The 16,888-nt window shown below is 47.1% G+C and carries 19 protein-coding genes and 1 pseudogene; 14 read left to right on the forward strand and 6 right to left on the reverse strand.

All coding sequences use genetic code 11. The features are described from left to right. Positions 1 to 154: pseudogene (locus tag Q0241_RS07910) on the forward strand (nicotinate-nucleotide diphosphorylase (carboxylating)); the annotation flags it as partial. Between the two features lie 34 nt (positions 155 to 188). Here the strand turns inward: Q0241_RS07910 and Q0241_RS07915 are convergent. The 6 genes from Q0241_RS07915 to Q0241_RS07940 form a co-directional block, all read right to left on the reverse strand. Further along, positions 189 to 344 carry a DUF2474 family protein gene (locus Q0241_RS07915; protein WP_299375690.1) on the reverse strand — a complete coding sequence of 52 codons (156 nt, stop codon included), beginning with the start codon at positions 342 to 344 and terminating at the stop codon, positions 189 to 191. Then, complete coding sequence (cydB, locus tag Q0241_RS07920; RefSeq protein ID WP_299375693.1) at positions 344 to 1,348, reverse strand: cytochrome d ubiquinol oxidase subunit II; 1,005 nt, start codon at positions 1,346 to 1,348, stop codon at positions 344 to 346. Before cydB ends, Q0241_RS07915 begins: the two co-directional genes overlap by 1 nt. After that, on the reverse strand, positions 1,338 to 2,783 hold the full coding sequence (locus Q0241_RS07925) for a cytochrome ubiquinol oxidase subunit I (protein ID WP_299375696.1): 1,446 nt from the start codon (positions 2,781 to 2,783) through the stop codon (positions 1,338 to 1,340). The genes cydB and Q0241_RS07925 overlap by 11 nt, the downstream gene beginning before the upstream one ends. A gap of 222 nt (positions 2,784 to 3,005) precedes the next feature. Then, entirely contained in the window at positions 3,006 to 3,848 is an 843-nt protein-coding gene (locus tag Q0241_RS07930) for a homocysteine S-methyltransferase family protein (RefSeq protein WP_299375699.1), read from the reverse strand. Further along, positions 3,848 to 4,711, reverse strand: coding sequence for a methylenetetrahydrofolate reductase [NAD(P)H] (gene metF / locus Q0241_RS07935; RefSeq protein ID WP_299375702.1), 864 nt, complete (start codon positions 4,709 to 4,711; stop codon positions 3,848 to 3,850). The genes Q0241_RS07930 and metF overlap by 1 nt, the downstream gene beginning before the upstream one ends. Before the next feature lie 5 nt (positions 4,712 to 4,716). Continuing rightward, positions 4,717 to 5,655 carry a metalloregulator ArsR/SmtB family transcription factor gene (locus Q0241_RS07940; protein WP_299375705.1) on the reverse strand — a complete coding sequence of 313 codons (939 nt, stop codon included), beginning with the start codon at positions 5,653 to 5,655 and terminating at the stop codon, positions 4,717 to 4,719. Between the two features lie 528 nt (positions 5,656 to 6,183). Here Q0241_RS07940 and ccmA point away from each other — a divergent pair. The 13 genes from ccmA to Q0241_RS08005 all read left to right on the forward strand — a co-directional run. Further along, entirely contained in the window at positions 6,184 to 6,858 is a 675-nt protein-coding gene (ccmA, locus tag Q0241_RS07945) for a heme ABC exporter ATP-binding protein CcmA (protein ID WP_299375708.1), read from the forward strand. Next, positions 6,855 to 7,541, forward strand: a complete 687-nt coding sequence (gene ccmB, locus Q0241_RS07950) for a heme exporter protein CcmB (protein WP_299375711.1) — start codon at positions 6,855 to 6,857, stop codon at positions 7,539 to 7,541. The genes ccmA and ccmB overlap by 4 nt, the downstream gene beginning before the upstream one ends. Positions 7,542 to 7,731: 190 nt before the next feature. Continuing rightward, entirely contained in the window at positions 7,732 to 8,466 is a 735-nt protein-coding gene (locus Q0241_RS07955; protein ID WP_299375714.1) for a heme ABC transporter permease, read from the forward strand. Positions 8,467 to 8,665: 199 nt separating this feature from the next. Continuing rightward, on the forward strand, positions 8,666 to 8,872 hold the full coding sequence (gene ccmD / locus Q0241_RS07960) for a heme exporter protein CcmD (protein WP_299375717.1): 207 nt from the start codon (positions 8,666 to 8,668) through the stop codon (positions 8,870 to 8,872). Then, complete coding sequence (ccmE, locus tag Q0241_RS07965; protein WP_299375720.1) at positions 8,869 to 9,324, forward strand: cytochrome c maturation protein CcmE; 456 nt, start codon at positions 8,869 to 8,871, stop codon at positions 9,322 to 9,324. Before ccmD ends, ccmE begins: the two co-directional genes overlap by 4 nt. Beyond that, positions 9,321 to 11,321 (forward strand): heme lyase CcmF/NrfE family subunit, encoded by a 2,001-nt coding sequence (locus Q0241_RS07970; protein WP_299375723.1) that lies wholly within the window; start codon positions 9,321 to 9,323, stop codon positions 11,319 to 11,321. Before ccmE ends, Q0241_RS07970 begins: the two co-directional genes overlap by 4 nt. Then, positions 11,318 to 11,875, forward strand: a complete 558-nt coding sequence (locus tag Q0241_RS07975; protein ID WP_299375726.1) for a DsbE family thiol:disulfide interchange protein — start codon at positions 11,318 to 11,320, stop codon at positions 11,873 to 11,875. The genes Q0241_RS07970 and Q0241_RS07975 overlap by 4 nt, the downstream gene beginning before the upstream one ends. A 50-nt stretch (positions 11,876 to 11,925) precedes the next feature. Continuing rightward, a complete protein-coding gene (locus Q0241_RS07980; protein ID WP_299375729.1) occupies positions 11,926 to 12,429 on the forward strand; it encodes a cytochrome c-type biogenesis protein in 504 nt (167 codons plus the stop codon). After that, the gene (ccmI, locus tag Q0241_RS07985) at positions 12,426 to 13,658 is read left to right on the forward strand and encodes a c-type cytochrome biogenesis protein CcmI (protein WP_299375732.1); all 1,233 of its coding nucleotides are present in this window, start codon (positions 12,426 to 12,428) and stop codon (positions 13,656 to 13,658) included. The genes Q0241_RS07980 and ccmI overlap by 4 nt, the downstream gene beginning before the upstream one ends. Before the next feature lie 144 nt (positions 13,659 to 13,802). Continuing rightward, on the forward strand, positions 13,803 to 14,579 hold the full coding sequence (locus tag Q0241_RS07990) for an ABC transporter ATP-binding protein (RefSeq protein ID WP_366941158.1): 777 nt from the start codon (positions 13,803 to 13,805) through the stop codon (positions 14,577 to 14,579). Between the two features lie 44 nt (positions 14,580 to 14,623). Further along, positions 14,624 to 15,385: an ABC transporter substrate-binding protein gene (locus Q0241_RS07995; protein WP_299375739.1), complete on the forward strand. Its 762-nt coding sequence runs from the start codon at positions 14,624 to 14,626 to the stop codon at positions 15,383 to 15,385. A 139-nt stretch (positions 15,386 to 15,524) separates the two neighbouring features. Beyond that, positions 15,525 to 16,292 carry an ABC transporter permease gene (locus Q0241_RS08000; protein WP_299375742.1) on the forward strand — a complete coding sequence of 256 codons (768 nt, stop codon included), beginning with the start codon at positions 15,525 to 15,527 and terminating at the stop codon, positions 16,290 to 16,292. Beyond that, positions 16,292 to 16,888, forward strand: a 597-nt coding sequence (locus tag Q0241_RS08005) for an ABC transporter permease (protein WP_299375745.1), incomplete at its 3' end; no start/stop codon positions are given. The genes Q0241_RS08000 and Q0241_RS08005, both read left to right, overlap by 1 nt.

The following is a 16,888-nucleotide window of genomic DNA, read 5'->3' on the forward strand; positions in this document are numbered from 1 at the left end:
TGCCATGATAAATGGACAAGCCATTGTAGAAGCATCCGGCAGTATCACCCATGAAACAGCACGCGCCATCGCAGAAACCGGGGTCGATGTGATTTCGATGGGATGGCTGACTCACAGCGCCCCTTGCCTTGATTTGGGGTTGGATATTCTCTAGCCAATTACTCTGGATCAATATCTCGGTCAAAACCTCATGACAATCCGAGCCAAGCACGGATAGTGTAACCAACAACACCCAAAGCAAAAACGCCGCCAAGCCATAGCCCAACAAACCAAATCAATCGATGCTTGAAGCTCTCTGCCCGAGGCTGGTCCGGTGTTTTATCTGCAAGGCTCTCCCTAGCCATCAATGGTAGCCCTCTTCGGGATCAACTTTCCCACGGAACACCCAATAGGCATAAGCTGTATAACCTAGGATTAACGGCACGAGCACTGCGGTGCCAACAAGCAAAAACTCTAGGCTTACATCCGGCGCCGCCGCTTGCCAGATTGTCAGGCTCGGGGGCACCATGTAAGGAAAAAAGCTGATCCCCAAGCCAATATAAGTCAGAATAAATAAACCCAAACTGGCAAAGAAAGGCCAAACGTCATTCTTTTGCTTAAGACCACGTAGCAAGACCAGCGCCGAGGTCAAGACAAGAAGCGGAACCGGCGCCGTATAGATAATCTGTGGCATGGTAAACCAGCGTGCCAGAAACTCTGGATTAAGAAACGGCGTCCAAATACTGACAATCCCGATTAAACTCAGGAGGCCAAACAACGCAGGTTTCGCATAACGATAAGCTTTCTCTTGAACTGGTCCGACAGTTTTCAATATCAGCCATGTCGACCCCAATAGAATATAACCAACAACAACAGCAACACCAGTGAGCAGTGAGAAGGGCGTCAGCCAATTCCACCATCCACCAGCATAGGCACGATCAACCACGTCGATGCCCTGTACCAAGGCTCCCAAGGCAATCCCCTGACAAAAGGCCGCCGCAAATGAACCGCCAAAAAAAGCCAAATCCCAAAGCCACTGAGAGTTCTCGCTTCGCCACCTGTATTCAAAGGCAACACCCCGAAAGATCAGCCCTAATAACATAATGGTCAAAGGCGCATAAAGTGCAGGTAAAACAACAGAATAAGCCAAGGGAAAAACAGCAAAAAGCCCTCCGCCACCAAGAACGAGCCAAGTTTCGTTTCCATCCCATACCGGAGCAATGGTGTTCATGGCATAGTCACGTTCGCTTCCCCTCTTAAAGAGGGGAAACAAAATACCAATACCTAAATCGAAACCATCCAGCAAAACATACGCAAGAACAGCAAAAGCAATCAGTAAAGACCAGATAAGTGCGAGATCAATTTCCATTTGTCTTACTTCCTGTTTCTTGTATTAGAGTCCGATCATCTGAAGAAAGTGTTTTGGTCGGAAACATACTCGTGGCACGTGTTGGAGCGCCATCAGGCCTGTAATCATTAGGTATATCCGTGTCTGGCGTTCGCTTCATCAGACGAAGAATATAAACCACCCCCACACCAAACACAGCAAAGTACACAACGACAAAAGCAAGTAGAGATATTGCGACAGCAGGTGCATCAATCGGTGAGATGGAATCAGATGTCCGCAGCAACCCATAAACCGTATAGGGCTGCCTTCCGACCTCTGTCGTGATCCAACCGGCCAAAAGGGCGACAAAACCGGATGGCGCCATCCATGTTGCAAATCGTAGCATTAGAGGCGTTTCATAGAGTTTTTTCTGCATGCGCCGAAGAAAACTCCACGCCCCCAAAGCAGCCATCAGAAAACCCAAACCGACCATGATGCGAAATGACCAGAAAACAATGGGAACATTCGGCCTGTCTTTCGGGCCCCATTCTTTCAAGCCTTTGATCTCGCCATCGAGATCATGGGTTAAAATCAGACTGCCCAGTTTTGGAATTTCCAGTGCATAATGCACGGTCTCATCCTGCATTGACGGCAAGCCAAAGAGAATAAGCGGCGCCCCTTTTTTTGTATCAAAGTGCCCCTCCATCGCCGCAATTTTAGCTGGCTGATGTTCCAATGTGTTTAACCCATGGAAATCACCAGCGATAATTTGGATCGGCGCAACAATAACGGCCATCCACATCGCCATTGAGAACATGATTCGTGCAGATTGATTGGTTTTGTCGCGTAGCAGATGCCATGCAGCAACACCGCCGACAACAAACGCCGTCGTCAGATAGGCTGCCAAAACCATGTGAACCAACCGATAGGGGAATGAAGGATTGAAAACTGCAGCCCACCAGTCCACGGGAATAAATTGTCCAACATCGTTGATACCGTAACCTGCTGGCGTCTGCATCCAAGAATTTACCGACAGTATCCAGAAGGCAGAGAAAAGAGTGCCAATCGCCACCATAAGCGTGGCAAAGAAATGTAGCCTTTTCCCCACCTTGTTCATGCCAAAAAGCATGACACCCAAAAACCCAGCTTCTAGGAAAAAGGCGGACAGGACTTCATAGCCCATCAACGGACCAAGTATCGGACCCGTTTTGTCAGAAAAAACACTCCAATTCGTCCCGAACTGATAGCTCATGACAATGCCGGAAACCACGCCCATCCCAAAGACAACGGCAAAGATCTTTATCCAGTATTTAAATATGCGCAGGTAAACATCGCGACCTGTCCAGAGCCAAAGACCTTCGAGAACAGCAAGATAACTCGCTAATCCGATAGAAAAGGCCGGAAAGACAATATGAAACGAAATCGTAAAGGCAAATTGCACACGCGCCAGAAGGGCTGCATCCAGAAACTCAACCATGTCTAATCGCACTCAGATCAGAGCGCCCTCAGTTGTTGATCTGAATCTATAGTCACGCCAAATGAGTCCGAGCGCAAGACACCCGGTGCGTGCGTATTGTCTCACACAAAAAGTAAGGTTTTATCTCATACTCTAATCACAAAACAAAAAGAGGGTACATCTGGTAAAATGTACCCTCTGATATACATCTCGTGATCAGGACGTTTGTACACACTGCGCCTATTAACTGTTGGCAACCGCCGAATAATCATTCCAGCTGGAAACAGGAACTGTAGCCTCACGCGGGGAAACATTCGGTCGTGTGACAGGGCGATAACCATCTGCAGCTTTTTTACGCAAAGCCTGATCTAGTTGTGCAGTTTCTCTTGGGGAACGCCCTCCGTGTACAAGAATTTTCTGCCCAACCTGATATACAGGGAATCCTGCCTTGATCGTATCGCCATTTTCAACATAGCAAACACCATCTACCAAATCGCCGACAGTATCATCGGTAAAATCGAGATCTTCGGAATAATCTAGAAGCAATGGCACAGAAGACCCCAGCTCTAAAAGGGCCTGTCTTGCAGATGCCAATTGTGCGCGCGCCTTTTCCAAATCCGCCACAGGTTTAAATGTCAGCGCATCGACACCACCAGATACAAGACCCTGCACCTGAATGTAAGCACCGTAACGTAGCTCATTATCTGTGCCTGTCGCACTAGACTGGTCTGCAACACCCAAAACAAATCGACGACGATCACCACCCGGTATGGAATCAACAGCCAAGCAAGCCGCTTCAGCGGCCAGGTGATTTATAATAAAAGCTTCGTCCTGCATATTAAACTTCGCCAAAGCATCCAAAGAGGCTTCTTTTGTATGGGTTCGAATAACATCGGCCCCCGCCTCTAAAAAGTCTTTATGTGCAGCTGTTACCAAGTCTGGACGCGAAATATTCAAAGCTGCCAGGCAATCTTCATTACCAAAGGTCGCACGCTTGAGATCGATAGAAGCTTCGCGCAAAGAGGATTTCAAATCACCGTCGGTCAATAAAACACGACTGTTTAGCGCATCAATAAAGTTTCTCATTATGCAGCTTCCTTCTCTTCAGCTTGAATAGATAGAAGCCGGCACACAGCTTCTGTTAACGGAGAACGATTGAGGGTGTAAAAATGGAACGCATCTACACCGCCATCGATCAAATCACGGCAAAGATCCAGACAAAGCGAAACAGCAACAGCAGCCGCTGTTTCCGGATTATCTTCCAAGCCCTCAAATGCTTTACTCACCCAATCTGGAATGGTTGCGCCGCAACGATCTGCAAACCGTCTAAGTTGAGTAATATTATTAATAGGTAAAATCCCGGGAATAATCGGAATTGTAATTCCGGCTTTTCTCGCCTCTTCAACAAAGCGAAAATAGCTCTCAGCCTCAAAGAAAAACTGTGTAATTGCTGTCGTTGCACCGGCATCCTGTTTTTGCTTTAAGAAAGCCAGATCGTCCGCCAGTGACTTGCTATCAGGATGGGGATCTGGGTAGGCCGCAACCGCAATATCAAAATCGCCAAGCTCTCTCAGACTTGCAATAAACTCGACAGAATCCTGAAAGCCATTTTCATGAGGTTCAAAGGCTGCACCGGGTTCCTCGGCATCGCCACGCAGGGCAACCAAACGGGTCACACCGAGGTCACGCCAAGCTTTGACTGTTTTCAGGATATCTGTTTTTGATGCCCCTGCCATTGTAATATGGGCCGCAAGCGTCAGGTCTTTATCCTGCGAAAGCTTATTCAGTAAATCTTTTGACTTTTGCTGCCCAGAACCACCCGCTCCGTAGGTAATAGAGTAGTACTTTGGCTCAAAAGCTTTCAACCGCGTTACGGTCTTGGTTAGATTATCAAGACCGTTTGCCGAAGCCGGCGGAAACAGTTCAAAACTGATATCTGGTCTTTTCATTCCTATTACTCCGTATTGGGATCGCGACGTGCTGTCCAAATGCAGACCGTCAGCGGATCGCCCGGAAGATGTTCAGGATCAGAAAGGGTTAACCCCGCATCATCGCAGAACTCTTCAATTTGTTTATCATCAAAACCCAACCAATGATGCGCATGATCATCACGTAGGCTGTCCATACGGTGGGGCGCGAAATCCACCAAAATCAATCGACCTCCGGGTTTGATAACCCTTGCAGCCTCGCGCAAACACATTCGTGGATCGAGCGCATAATGGAGCACCATGTTCAAACACACAGCATCAAAGCGGGCATTTGCAAATGGAACTTGGTACATATCACCTTGGCGTACCTGGCAGTTCGTTAACCCCGCACGATCAATGTTATTTCTGGCAATCGCCAGCATCTCACGGGAAATATCCAACCCGACAATCGAGCCAACTTCGCCTGAAACTAGCTCTAGAACACGCCCTGTCCCCGTACCTATATCCAGCAGTTCCTTTACAGGTTCCTTTAGCAAGCTTTCCTGGAATGCCGCTTCGATAGAAGCCGTATCGATGTGAAGGGATCTTATTTCATGCCAATCGGATGCATTTTTGCTGAAATATTCATGTGCTTTACGGGCTCGCTCTGCTTTGATGTCTTCCAGACGTTGAAAATCCAAAGCGAGTTTGGGATCTTCCGCCGGGATCAAATCAATTATCAATCGAGCCAGCTCTGAACAAGGTTGATTATCGGACAACCTGAAATAAGCCCAGTTACCTTCTTGATGACGCTCCAGAAGACCTGCTTCCATCAACAGCTTCAAGTGGCGAGAAACACGTGGCTGACTTTGCCCAAGAATTTGAACAAGCTCGCTCACAGTCAATTCCGCATGGGCACAAAGACCCAAAACACGCAACCGTGTTGGCTCGGCAATAGACTGCAATCCTTTTAATAGTACTTCCACGGTAACGTCTCCTCTAGGCGTAAGCTCTGCGCCAAAATCAATATAACAATATCTTTATATCGTAATTTATCAAGAAAAAAAATAACCCAATAGCGATCATTTTTTATTTTTATGCGACAAAACTCTATTTATCTATTTGTTTTCTCTCCGTTTTGCATGAGGAATCAAGCGCCTTTACAAAAAAATGAAGAATCCTTGGCTTTAGAATAAATCACCGTTTTGCCACATTTAGGGCTAAGTCCCTTCAAAATTGAGTCCTACATTTAAAACCGTAGAGAGCTTCCCCTCTCTACTAGAGATCCTGAAGATCTCCATATTACCCCAAAGCTGGACTCTAGCGGCTGCCGGATACCCGACTGGCAGCCGCATCCCGTTTTAAGACTCCCGATCCCCTTGCGTCATAAGGAAACACCTTATTGGCGAGAGGGGATTTTTTTTGCTATACGCTTTTTAGTTATACGCAAGAGAGTCGATCAGGCATGATGACCTTTCGCATCTTAGTTCCGATAAAAAATAAGGGTTTAGATATTGGGCAGCAGCCTTTTTCAAGGGGAAGACCTTACCTGTATAAGAGGCGGGCGCACTGTCTTTCTGGGATTGAACTTCAATCTTGCTCAGGGACAAGCCCTTATTCTCGAAGGACCAAACGGTAGTGGAAAATCAAGCCTGATACGTATGTTGTCTGGCCTTGTTCGCCCAAAGCTGGGAAAACTTGTCTGGCAGGATCAGGACGCTACGAGAGAGCCTGAAATTTTCCAGCGACATATTCACTACATCGGGCACCGAAACGCAATTAAACCAGTTTTGACGGTTTTAGAGAATCTGGCCTATTGGTCTGGAAAAAAGAAAGACGACCCAAGCCTGGATGACGCTTTAGATCATTTCAGAATGCTCCCACTCAAACATACGCCAGCGAATCTACTCTCATCCGGACAAAGCAGACGCCTGACCCTGTCACGTTTACTAGCCTCAGAGCGATCTGTTTGGTTATTAGATGAACCCTCTGTAGGTCTGGACGTTGCGTCAGTGGCGTTACTTGAAGACGTCATAAAAACACATCGATCAAAAGGTGGGGCCATTATTTTTGCAACACATAGCCCCATTAATGTCGAGAACCCGAACAAACTTAATCTGCAAGATTACAGCCCGTTATATAACAAGAAACTTCTGGCGGTCGAAAACGAAGAGGATTCCTGGATATGAAGGCTTTCCTCAATATTGTTTCCAGAGATTTGCATTTGGCATTCCGCCAAAAATCAGATTTAACCATGGCTGTTTTATTTTTTATTCTCACCGCCATGCTGTTCCCATTTGGCCTCGGCCCCGAACCAAACTTGCTGGCCCGTATTGCTCCCGGTATTATTTGGGTCACAGCTCTACTGGCCGTCTTGCTCTCCCTTGAGCGCCTGTTTCTGGCTGATTACGAAGACGGCAGTCTGGAACAACTTATTCTGTCATCAACATCGCTAGAAGTTGCCGTTCTCGCCAAGGTCTTTGCCCACTGGTTAACAACAGGTCTTCCCCTAATTCTCGCCGCGCCCTTAATCGCATTGCTGTTTAATATGGATTCTGATGCCATGACGATTCTTCTTATCGCCATGATATTAGGGACACCAAGCCTGAGCTTAATCGGGGCCATCGCAGCAACACTGACCCTTGGCGCAAGGCGCGGGGGCGTCTTGATTCCCTTACTTGTTCTCCCACTTTATATACCAACACTGATTTTTGGTGTCGGGGCTATTGATGCGGCTATGAACAGTCTGGAAGCTGGCGCGGTTATCGCTAATGCGCGACCTCACCTTTTGTTGCTTGGCGCGATATTGCTTGTTTCGTTATTAATAACGCCATTAGCCGGAGCCGCCGCGTTGCGACAGTCGGTAGAATAGAACACGTCGAACAGAACGTTCAAAATATGAAGAGTTGAGTACGGCCAGATTGAAGGATATCGCTGAATCGATTGATATCCCAAAATTGATTGATATCAAGGCAAGGTATATACCTTTGTTCTAGTGTCTGCTCACCGTTAAATGAACCTGTGCCTGATGCACAAGAATGTTAATTGAAGGGATAAGGACAATGTCGGTCTTTCACCGATTTGCCAATCCAAACAGATTTTTGAAGCTGACCAATCAGGTGCTTCCATGGGTTTCCGGCCTGACAGTACTTTCACTGGCCGCCGGCCTCTATATGTCTTTTTTCACCTCTCCCCCTGATTACCAACAGGGTGAAAGCGTCCGGATTATGTACATCCATGTGCCATCCGCGTGGATGGCCATGTTCGTGTACACATCAATCGCGATTGCATCCGTCTGCTCTTTGATATGGCGGCATCCCCTTGCTGATCTTGCCGCCAAAGCATCTGCACCCATCGGTGCAGGCTTTACCTTTTTGGCTCTGGCAACTGGTTCGCTGTGGGGTAAACCAATGTGGGGAGCTTGGTGGGTTTGGGATGCGCGCCTGACATCTGTGCTGATCCTCTTCTTCCTCTACCTCGGGCACATGGCCTTGATGCACGCATTTGAAGAACAGGAACGCGGCAACAAGGCTGCGGCCGTTCTTGCCATTGTCGGCTTTGTGAACATTCCAATTATCAAGTTCTCTGTCGACTGGTGGAATACCCTTCATCAACCCGCCTCTGTCATGCGTGCTGATGGCCCGTCAATTGATCCATCGATGCTCTGGCCGCTCTTGATTATGGGGGTTGCCTTCAAGCTTTTTTATATCGTTGTTTTATTGATACGAATCAAAAGCGAACTTATAGAGGCCAAACTACGCAAATATCGCCGCGCTGTTGTCGATAAAGCTCATTAAGGTCAAGGTTAAAAAATGTTGATAAACCAGCAAGAGATCAACAAATATTGATCATGATGTGAATCAAAGTCTTAGGATTTTAGTGTGACATAATGCGCTAGTGTTTAAAGGATAGAATTATGTCTATCTACAGAATAAGAGAAGAAGCCGGGAAAGTATTATAATTAATCCCGGCACAACTCAGGTTACGCAGGACAGTATGGAACAGATTACGAACTTTCTCTCTATGGGAAACTATGGTGCATACATCTGGACAGCCTATCTTTTGACGGCTGCTGTGATGTCAGGATTACTTGTCACTACCTTACAACGCCTGCGAAAAAACAAGGCTGAATTAGAAGAATTCCAAACGATTCAAAATTCAACCAAACAGTCAGGTCACAAGGAAGAGGCAACCCGCCCATGACACGGAAAAGCCGTAGAATGTATGTACTCGTGGTCGCCATTGCTTTGCTGGCCTCTGCGACAGCGCTCGTATTAACTGCTCTGGACGATAATATCACCTATTTTTACAGCCCCTCGGACCTCAAAACCAAACAAGTCACTGTTGGTCGGGCGCTCAGATTAGGTGGCCTTGTCGAAGATGGAACTTTTGAAAAGCTGGACGGCGGCCTCAAGGTTAAGTTTTCCATTACAGACGGCGCAGAAACTGTCGCCGTAACCTACGAAGGCATACTTCCTGACCTCTTTCGCGAAGGGCAAGGTGTTATCACCGAAGGTAGCCTGAATGAAAAGGGTGAGTTTGTTGCCCATGAAGTATTGGCAAAACACGATGAGAATTACATGCCTGCCGAAGTTATTGAAGCTTTGAAAGCATCCGGAGAATGGCGCGGAGATGAGGAGCAAATAACAGAATGATTGCTGAACTTGGACAGTTTGCCATTATCATGGCCCTGCTTGCCGCGATTGCTCAATCAATCCTGCCCCTGATCGGCGCGGAACGACTTGATAGCCGTTTGATGGCTTTTGGTAGTCAGGCATCATTGATTCAATTACTTTTTGTTTTTCTGGCTTTTGGCTGTCTGACCCAAGCTTACATCGTTTCTGATTTTACCCTTGTCAATGTTGCTGAGAACTCTCATTCAACAAAACCGTTGCTATATAAGATCAGCGGTGTTTGGGGCAATCATGAAGGATCTATGTTGTTATGGATACTTATTCTCGCCGTTTTTGGCGCAGCTGTTGCGGCTTTCGGGCGTAATTTGCCCGTAACGCTCAAGGCACGGGTTTTGGCGGTTCAAGCCATGATAGGCGTTGGTTTTCTGACCTTCCTGATCTTTACATCGAATCCCTTTGCCCGCCTTCTGCTACCGCCTGAAAACGGCCGCGACCTTAACCCCTTGTTACAAGATCCAGGCTTGGCCTTTCATCCCCCGATGCTTTATGTCGGATATGTCGGTTTTTCCGTAGCCTTTTCCTTTGCGATCGCCGCCCTTATCGAAGGCAAGGTTGATGCCGCATGGGCACGTTGGGTTCGCCCCTGGACGCTGACGGCCTGGACCTTTTTAACGGGTGGAATCGCGCTGGGAAGCTGGTGGGCCTATTATGAACTTGGCTGGGGCGGTTGGTGGTTTTGGGACCCCGTAGAGAATGTTTCTTTCATGCCATGGCTTATGGGAACTGCCTTGCTGCATTCCGCCATCGTGGTCGAGAAAAGAAACTCCCTCAAGGTTTGGACCATTCTTCTTGCAATCCTGACCTTCTCTCTCTCTCTTATTGGCACCTTCATTGTCCGCTCAGGATTGCTGACCTCTGTTCACTCCTTTGCCGTAAACCCGGAACGCGGTATTTTTATCCTCTTCCTGCTAGCAATTGCCATTGGCGGATCGTTGACGCTTTTTGCGTTCCGTGCCCCGTCCCTCAAAGCTGGCGGCATTTTCTCGCCAATTAGCCGCGAAGGTGGGCTATTGTTAAATAACCTTTTGCTCAGTACTGCCTGTGCAACTGTGTTCCTCGGCACACTCTATCCCCTGTTTATGGAAGCTTTGGGAGGCGGTCGCGTTTCAATCGGACCGCCTTTCTATAACAACACCTTTGTCCCCGTTATGGTTCCCCTCCTTCTGCTGGTCTGCGTTGGCCCCCTGCTTCCTTGGAAGCGGGCCGACTTGATCGGCGTTCTTGGCCGCTTAAAATATGCAGGCCTGGCAACAATCCTAGCAATCTTACTTGCATGGTATGTCACAGAAGGTGGGCCTCTTCTGGCTATTCTGGGGCTTGGCATCGCCGCTTGGATGCTGTTGGGCACCCTGAGCGAATGGGCTGATAAAATAAAGCTTTTCCGCGCACCGCTGTCCACCAGCTGGCAACGCATGATCAAACTCCCCGGCTCCACATGGGGCATGACCTTAGCCCATAGTGGTCTGGCCATTGCCGTCGCGGGAATGATTTCGACCTCTGCATGGAAAGTCGAAGACGTTGCCGTCCTGAAACCCGGTGAAACAATCTCAGTTGCTGGAACTGATTATCGTTTTGATGGTGTTCGTGAACTGGTTGGCCCGAACTATCAGGCAGTAGAAGGCACCTTTACGGTCAGTCAAAACGGTGAATTCATGGCCGTTTTAAAACCGGAGAAGCGTCTCTATAACGTTCAAAAAATGCCAACAACAGAGGCCGCAATCTATTCCACTTTTGTCGGAGATTACTATGCCGTTATTGGTGATCAGGTAGAAGACGGCGGCTGGACGGTTCGCATTTATCGCGAGCCGATGGTCACATGGATCTGGTTCGGCTGTACTTTAATGGTATTGGCCGGGTTGCTCTCACTGGCGGACCGACGCTTGAGAGTCGGTGCCCCTGCCGGAAAGCGTAAACAGGAAAAGCGAGAACAAAAATCTCAGCGGAATGCCGCAGCATGAACAAGAAAATACTCTTTACCCTTCCGCTTCTGATTACGTTGGTTCTGTTTGGTTATTTTTTCTGGGCTCTAACTAAACCCGGAAGAGATCCTAAAATTCTGCCATCGGTATTAATCGACAAACCGGCACCAGAATTCAATCTGACGGCATTGGAGAACCTCGGTGTGCCCGGATTTTCCAGAACGGACTTGACGACCAATGGCAAAATTTCTGTTGTAAACATTTTTGCCTCTTGGTGTGTTCCCTGTCTTGCCGAACATCCCGACATGGTCAAACTTGGCAAACGTGACGATATCAACCTCTATGGTATCAACTACAGGGATAAACCAGACGATGCTCTCAACTGGTTAAATCGTAACGGAAATCCCTATCACAGGGTTGGCCGTGACCCCAAAAGTCGAACAGGGATTGAATGGGGCGTTTATGGTGTCCCGGAAACCTTTATCGTCGATGCTACGGGCACTATACGTTATAAACATGTCGGCCCTTTGAACCCGGGTGATCTCGAAAACAAGATTTTACCGATTATCGACAATCTTCAGGCACAAAAATAGTCTGATATTCGTTTTTATATCTGGCTTTATATCTGGGAAAATATTTACCTATGCGTGGCTTACTTCTTTTTACAGCCGTCCTCTTCCTCTTCACAGTCAACAGTGACCCTGTGCAAGCTTTCGAGCCTGACGAAGTTCTTGATGATCCGGCATTAGAGGCGCGTGCCCGCGAGATATCAAAAGAGGTCAGGTGCTTGGTCTGTCAGAATGAACCCATCGATTCTTCAAATGCCGATCTGGCAAAAGAACTACGGATTGTTGTCAGGGAACGGCTAGTTGCCGGTGATAGTGATGACGACGTGAAAAGCTATCTTTCGGATCGCTATGGCGATTTCGTTTTGTTTCGTCCCCCCTTCAACACAGCCACTTTTTTACTTTGGTTCGGGCCCCTACTTGTTTTTGGTATCGGCGGCATCGGCTTGATCTTTTTTTACAGAGGGAACAAAAACCTGAAGCTTGCCAATCCCCTCAGCCCAGAAGAAGAAACGCGTTTGAATCAGCTTCTGGATGAAAATGAAAAGACCAAAAGCTCAAATTCAGGAGAAACCTCATGATCTTTTGGGCAATCATTGGAATACTGACAGCACTTTCTCTTTTGGTGCTCATCAAACCCCTCACAAAAAAGGCTGAAACGGCGCCTGCTGATACCGCTGAATCAGACCTTGCTGTTTACAAAGACCAACTGAAAGAAATTGATAAAGACCTCAAAGCTGGAAATATTGCCGAAGCTCAGGCTGAAATTGCACGAATTGAAATTCAGCGCAGGATCCTCAACGCAGGACAAGAACAGTCTGGATCAACCAAAGGGCACCCCTTATCACCAAAGGCAATGAAAGGGTTACTGGGGAGTCTGATCATTACATTCCCAATCGCGGCGTTAGCACTATACATGTATCTCGGACAACCCGGTATTCCGGGTATGCCCCTCGCCGAACGCGATATTGCAGCAGAACGCATGGCAATTGCTCAACAACAAAACAATGAACGCAATACCGAAATGATGGGGCTTGCGGAAAAGCTCCAGGCCCGTCTCGAAAATGAACCTAAAAACTTAGAAGGCTGGATGTTACTAGGTAGCACCTATGCAGAAATAGGGAATTTCCCTCTTGCAGAGAGAGCCTTTCGCCATGCAATGGAAAATAACCCGCCGAACCCGATGATATATAGCGCGGTTGGCGAAATGCTAGTTGCACAAGCCGAAGGACAAGTTTCATCTGATGCGCTTGAACTCTTTAGAAAAACACTTGAACTCAACCCTCGAGATCCCCGTGGCTTGTTCTATAGTGGCTTGGCTTTAACACAAGCAGACGCGAACGAGGATGCCCTTAAAATCTGGCTAACTTTACGCACCTATACGTCTGCTGCAGACCCTTGGTTACCAATACTGGATGCACAAATTGTCGAACTCGCCAATCTGGAAAAGATGAACCCGGAAAAGCTGCTCGCATCTTACCCTGCAGAAGAACCAGAAGAACCGGCCGAGCAACAGGGCGATGACCAATCAGGACCCTCTGCTGAAGACATGGCCGCTGCGGCAGAGTTAAGTGCAGAAGAAAGAACCGAGATGATCAACGGCATGGTCGAAAGGCTTGCCGATCGTTTGACAGAAACGCCGGATGATCTTCAAGGTTGGGTACAATTAGCAAGATCTTACCATACACTTGGCAGATCATCAGATGTACTTGAAGCGATAAAAAGGGCTGAAATGGCTGCAAAAAACCAACCGGATGCTGAAGAAGCCCAAGAACAAATTCAAAAACTAAAGCAAGAACTTGGGCTTTAAAGTCAGGCTAGGAAAGCCGCCTCAGGAGTTGTATATATTTTTTTTGCTTTTCATAATGAAAAAACCACACTAATTTCATTAGGAAGTAAAAAACAAGACATTTAAACAATGGGGACATAACCTATGGCGTCAAACGCCGCGGCTATGGTGGATAGAACACCTGCTCTTGTCTGTGAAGACATTCATAAATCATTCGGTAATATCGAGGTTTTAAAAGGTGTTTCGTTAACTGCACACGAAGGTGATGTTATATCGATGCTCGGTTCCAGTGGTTCCGGGAAGAGTACATTTCTAAGATGCATCAATCTTTTGGAAACCCCGAATTCCGGTAAGGTGACAGTTGGTGGTGAGCTCATTAACATGAAAGCCACCAAGTCAGGTGAACCTGTACCCGCAGACAACAAGCAAATCGAACGCATTCGTTCCAAGCTGTCGATGGTGTTCCAGGGTTTTAATCTCTGGTCTCATATGACAACACTGGAAAACATCATCGAAGCCCCAATCCACGTTCTTGGCCTCAGCAAAGCAGAAGCTACCGAACGTGCGAATGAAATGATGGATAAAGTCGGCATCTACGAACGCAAAGATTATTATCCTGCGCATATGTCCGGCGGGCAGCAACAGCGCGTGGCAATTGCCCGTGCACTGGCAATGAACCCGTCCGTCATGTTATTTGATGAACCAACGTCAGCTTTGGACCCAGAGTTGGTCGGCGAAGTATTGAAGGTTATCCGCGACCTTGCCGAAGAAGGTCGCACAATAATTGTTGTAACCCACGAAATGGGTTTTGCCCGGGAAGTATCAAATCAGACACTTTTCCTTCACAAGGGCCATATACTGGAACAGGGAAATCCAAAAGAGATTTTCGCCAATCCACAATCAGAGCGTTTCAAACAGTTTATCGCTGGAAATCTAAAATAATAAAACAAACACAAGTATAACAATTAAATTTAGGGAGCCATTAAATGAAAAAGTTTCTTGTAACTGCTGTAGCCGCAGCAATGACATTCACAGCTGGCGCTGTCGCAGCAAAGGATCTGCGTATCGGTGTAGAGGGTGCTTACCCTCCATTCAGCAGCATTGACACCAATGGTAACGTTGTTGGTTTCGACATCGACATCGCCAATGCGCTTTGTGAAGAAATGAAAGTAAAGTGTACTCTGGTCGTTCAAGACTGGGATGGTATCATTCCTGCGCTTAACGCAAAAAAATATGATGCAATCATCGCATCCATGTCTATTACCGAAGAGCGTAAGAAGAAAGTTGATTTCTCTGAGAAATATTACAACTCTCCGGCGCGTTTTCTTCGCAAAAAAGGGTCAGGTATCGAAATCTCGGCTGAAGGCATGAAGGGTAAAACCGTTGGTGTACAACGTGGTACAATCCACGACACGTTCATTACAGCTGAATTTCCAGACACCGAAATCAAACGTTATGGCACACAAGACGAAGCGTATTTAGATATCGCTGCCGGTCGTGTTGATATGTTGATCGCTGATTCGATTGCAATGGATGATGGCTTTGTGAAAACTGATGCTGGCAAAGATTATGAACTTTTCGGCCCATCTTACAGTGAGCCTAAATATTTCGGCGACGGTGCAGGTATTGCTGTACGTAAATCAGACACTGAACTACGTGATCGTTTCTCTACAGCAATCAAAGCTATTCGTGCAAATGGCGTTTACAAAGCAATTAACGACAAATACTTCGACTTTGATATCTACTAAGAGCAATGATGGAATGACCATCTTGTATTCTGGTTAAGTAGTAAAACAGCATCCCGGAACCCAGAACATAGTACCTGAGTTCTGGGGTGCTTTTTTTAAAAGCCCTTAATAGAATGGGCTTAAAATCGGAAGATTTAAAATGATTAACCTTGATGGCTACGGATATAGCATCCTCGTTAGTGGCGGCATAATCACCGTCTCCATCTCTTTGGCGTCTCTGCTGGTTGCATGTATATTGGGGATGGTTGCAGCACTTGCGCGTCTATCAAACAACAAAATCACCAGCTCAATCGCCTTTGGCTATACCACAATCATCCGCGGCGTACCTGATCTTGTTCTCATGTTACTGATCTTTTTTGGAGGACAGGTTTTTATTAACAACCTGCCAGAAAATCTCCTCAACTTCACAGCATGGTTTGGGGAAGTCATCGGAGCGGGGGATTCCCTGAAAGTGGCTGCTGAACCTTACCTTGATTGGGGCTATATAGATATCAATCCCTTTATCGCAGGTGTTCTAACCATTGGTTTTATCTTTGGCGCCTATATGGGCGAGACATTCCGTGGTGCGATTATGGCCGTAGATAGAGGAATGCTAGAGGCCGGAACAGCCTACGGCATGACTAAATTTCAAATCAACCGACGTATCCTCTTTCCCCAGATGGTACGCCACGCTCTGCCCGGAATTGGAAACAACTGGCTTGTTCTGATGAAAGCCAGCGCGATCACCTCTATCATTGGCTTAGAAGATATGGTTCGAAAAGCTGGACTGGCAGCCGGGGCAACACGCCAACCCTTCAAATTTTACCTTACCGCAGCGATTGCATTCCTTATTCTAACAACGCTATCGATCTGGATACTCAAAATCATAGAAAAACGCTACTCCGCTGGTGTAAGGAGCGCACTCTGATGGATTTTCAAATCATACAAGATGAGCTACCTTTATACTTCGAAGGGCTGCTCCTCACCATCAAGCTTGTACCGCTTTCACTTTTAATCGGTTTTGTTTGTGCGATTCCTTTGGCTGTCATGCGGTTGTCTAAAAATCCGCTAATAAACTATCCTGTTTTTGCTTTTACTTACGCATTCCGTGGGACACCACTTATTGTACAGCTGTTTATTCTTTACTACGGCGTAGGACAGTTCGAAGGCTATAGCGAACTTACCAAGGAGTTTGATTTCCTAAAGGGCGCTTATTTCTTTGCTTTACTTGGCTTCACGTTAAACACCGCGGCTTACACAACTGAAATCTTCCGCGGAGCTATGGCACAGACTTCCTTTGGCGAAGTCGAAGCCGCAAAAGCCTGTGGTATGTCTCAGTTCCTAATCTTCAGACGAATCATTATCCCGAGTGCCTTACGACGTGCCCTGCCAGCTTACTCCAACGAAGTTATCTTTATGCTTCACGGCAGCGCGTTGGCCAGCACCATCACACTGGTCGATTTAACGGGTGCAGCACGTATTGTACAATCCCGCTATTACGCACCCTACGAAGCCTTCATAACT

Origin of the sequence: uncultured Kiloniella sp. (assembly GCF_937128705.1) — a bacterium.
Classification (GTDB): Bacteria; Pseudomonadota; Alphaproteobacteria; order Kiloniellales; family Kiloniellaceae; genus Kiloniella.

What these genes read in the sequence shown, in the direction of transcription:
- Q0241_RS07915 (WP_299375690.1), bottom strand. Translation starts at nt 344, where the DNA reads ATGGCTAGGGAGAGCCTTGCAGATAAAACACCGGACCAGCCTCGGGCA.
- cydB (WP_299375693.1), bottom strand. Translation starts at nt 1,348, where the DNA reads ATGGAAATTGATCTCGCACTTATCTGGTCTTTACTGATTGCTTTTGCT.
- Q0241_RS07925 (WP_299375696.1), bottom strand. Translation starts at nt 2,783, where the DNA reads ATGGTTGAGTTTCTGGATGCAGCCCTTCTGGCGCGTGTGCAATTTGCC.
- Q0241_RS07930 (WP_299375699.1), bottom strand. Translation starts at nt 3,848, where the DNA reads ATGAGAAACTTTATTGATGCGCTAAACAGTCGTGTTTTATTGACCGAC.
- metF (WP_299375702.1), bottom strand. Translation starts at nt 4,711, where the DNA reads ATGAAAAGACCAGATATCAGTTTTGAACTGTTTCCGCCGGCTTCGGCA.
- ccmB (WP_299375711.1), top strand. Translation starts at nt 6,855, where the DNA reads ATGAAGGCTTTCCTCAATATTGTTTCCAGAGATTTGCATTTGGCATTC.
- Q0241_RS07955 (WP_299375714.1), top strand. Translation starts at nt 7,732, where the DNA reads ATGTCGGTCTTTCACCGATTTGCCAATCCAAACAGATTTTTGAAGCTG.
- ccmD (WP_299375717.1), top strand. Translation starts at nt 8,666, where the DNA reads ATGGAACAGATTACGAACTTTCTCTCTATGGGAAACTATGGTGCATAC.
- ccmE (WP_299375720.1), top strand. Translation starts at nt 8,869, where the DNA reads ATGACACGGAAAAGCCGTAGAATGTATGTACTCGTGGTCGCCATTGCT.
- Q0241_RS07970 (WP_299375723.1), top strand. Translation starts at nt 9,321, where the DNA reads ATGATTGCTGAACTTGGACAGTTTGCCATTATCATGGCCCTGCTTGCC.
- Q0241_RS07975 (WP_299375726.1), top strand. Translation starts at nt 11,318, where the DNA reads ATGAACAAGAAAATACTCTTTACCCTTCCGCTTCTGATTACGTTGGTT.
- Q0241_RS07980 (WP_299375729.1), top strand. Translation starts at nt 11,926, where the DNA reads ATGCGTGGCTTACTTCTTTTTACAGCCGTCCTCTTCCTCTTCACAGTC.
- ccmI (WP_299375732.1), top strand. Translation starts at nt 12,426, where the DNA reads ATGATCTTTTGGGCAATCATTGGAATACTGACAGCACTTTCTCTTTTG.
- Q0241_RS07990 (WP_366941158.1), top strand. Translation starts at nt 13,803, where the DNA reads ATGGTGGATAGAACACCTGCTCTTGTCTGTGAAGACATTCATAAATCA.
- Q0241_RS07995 (WP_299375739.1), top strand. Translation starts at nt 14,624, where the DNA reads ATGAAAAAGTTTCTTGTAACTGCTGTAGCCGCAGCAATGACATTCACA.
- Q0241_RS08000 (WP_299375742.1), top strand. Translation starts at nt 15,525, where the DNA reads ATGATTAACCTTGATGGCTACGGATATAGCATCCTCGTTAGTGGCGGC.